The following is a 1870-nucleotide window of genomic DNA, read 5'->3' on the forward strand; positions in this document are numbered from 1 at the left end:
CGGATGGATGCGTGAACTCATGCTGCAAACTGCTCCTGGTGGGATTGATCACTGGGACTGCTGAACCCAGCAATCAAGTCAGCCAGCATAGCCTTTGCACGAAACAAAGGCCAGCTACGACGCGGAACATGATCACACGAAACTAAACAGTTACCTTAACGAGGACGACTGGCACAGCCCCTACGTTTCGGCCTCTCACTGGAGCAACTATCGACGTTGCGCGGCTTCAGGCCTGATCAGCCACGTAGCCCGCTCGCATGCGCTTGATGTTTATTCGGGTTTTCAAACTCCGAGTATGACAGGCTATGTCACCCGTGCATGGCTGCATACTCCTGCAGCATCAGCTTATCGCTGCCGACCCTCCCATGGTATCTATAACGATTTCTCGATCAACATACCGGAGTTCATCGAATGGTTATCACGTACGCACTGAATTTATTGCCCTCGTGTCCTCATCGCGGCGATGACGGTTCTTGGGCAGTCTATCTCGAGCTGGTTGGTCAGGTTGCTGTTAGCGGTGAACACAATGCCTCGTAAAACCAGAGCGGAATCGGCTGCAACTAGCGAGCATATTCTTGATGTCGCAGAAAAGCTATTTGTTCAAAACGGAGTGGATAGAATCTCCTTGCAAGACGTTGCCAACGCTGCGAACGTAACACGTAGTACCGTTTGCTGGCATTTTTCGAACAAGCTAGGAGTTTATGACGCGGTAGTAGAGCGATTAACGACACCATCTGAAAAAGCGCTACAGATATTGGCCGAGCTTGACTCTGGCGATCCGCTTGCAGACCTACGTGCTTATATCTTTGGGATTCTCAGAAGAATTGCAAGCGACCCAAGAGCATCGGAGATTTTAGAGGTTGGATATGTCAGCGATATCTTCGCTTTGGACACCAAGCGCAAATTTGATCGCTACGCGATGCATGTTGACAGTTGGACCCGGCAGGTTAAGCGGCGCATCATCCAGGCTAGAGAAAAGGGATTTCTGAGCGAAAGGGTAAATCCCGATGCGATATCGATTGCGGTCTGGCTGATGATCGACGGGATGATAAGAATGTGGATTTTTAACCGCTCATCCTTCGACTTGCTAAGGCATGGAGAGATTCTGATCGACCCCTACCTCAAAGGCTTGCGATCCGTGCGACCTGCAAACCTCGTAATCCGTTCCACCAGGAGCCTTGGCCCAACGGAATTGATATGCGGTTGCCTTGATTTTCAGCTGGTTGGAGGCGCCGTTGTGGCGCACAGTGCGGATGGGCAATGAATCGCCACCATTTTCCTAGATACTCTGCAGCCGCAAAAAATGCCGCTTTTCAAACTCGACTGACGACAGCCGTTCATTGAAGCTGTGGCGCCGCTTCGGATTGTAGAACATCTCGATGTAGTCAAAGACGTCCTGCCTGGCTTCATCGCGCGTAGCATAGACCTTGCGGCGAACCCGCTCTCGCTTCAGCAGTTGGAAAAAGCTCTCGGCGACTGCATTGCCGTGACAGTTACCGCGCCTGCTCATGCTCTGCACCAGGTTGTGTGATTCGAGGAAGTCGCGCCAGTCGTAACTGCTGAATTGACTTCCTTGATCGGAATGTACCAGCACTGCGGCTGTCGGCTTTCGACGCCATACCGCCATCAATAAAGCACTCATTGCCAGCTCTTTGTCGCTACGCGAACTCATTGACCAACCGATGACCTGGCGTGAAAACAAATCGATCACCACGGCCAGATAAAGCCAGCCTTCGTAAGTGCGCAGGTACGTGATGTCCGTTACCCAGACTTTGTTTGGCTCGATCACATCGAATTGGCGCTGCAAATGATTCTGCGCCACGACGCACGGCGCGCCGCCGTTCTTGTACTTGCGCTTGGCGTAACCAGT

Annotated in this window: 2 protein-coding genes; one reads left to right on the forward strand and one right to left on the reverse strand. The window is 52.1% G+C overall.

All coding sequences use genetic code 11. The features are described from left to right. The first annotated feature begins 526 nt into the window (after positions 1–526). Positions 527–1264, forward strand: a complete 738-nt coding sequence (locus tag AB4Z32_RS27385; protein ID WP_442124970.1) for a TetR family transcriptional regulator — start codon at positions 527–529, stop codon at positions 1262–1264. 15 nt (positions 1265–1279) lie between these two features. On the opposite strand, the gene AB4Z32_RS27390 is transcribed toward AB4Z32_RS27385, so the two are convergent. Next, a partial coding sequence (locus AB4Z32_RS27390) for an IS3 family transposase (protein ID WP_442124971.1) occupies positions 1280–1870 on the reverse strand: 591 nt, incomplete at its 5' end.

It is taken from the genome of Massilia sp. 2TAF26, assembly GCF_052115005.1.
Taxonomy (GTDB): domain Bacteria; phylum Pseudomonadota; class Gammaproteobacteria; order Burkholderiales; family Burkholderiaceae_D; genus Telluria.

Bases quoted from the DNA above. Each gene is read 5' to 3' on its own strand.
- AB4Z32_RS27385 (WP_442124970.1), top strand. From the start codon at position 527: ATGCCTCGTAAAACCAGAGCGGAATCGGCTGCAACTAGCGAGCATATT.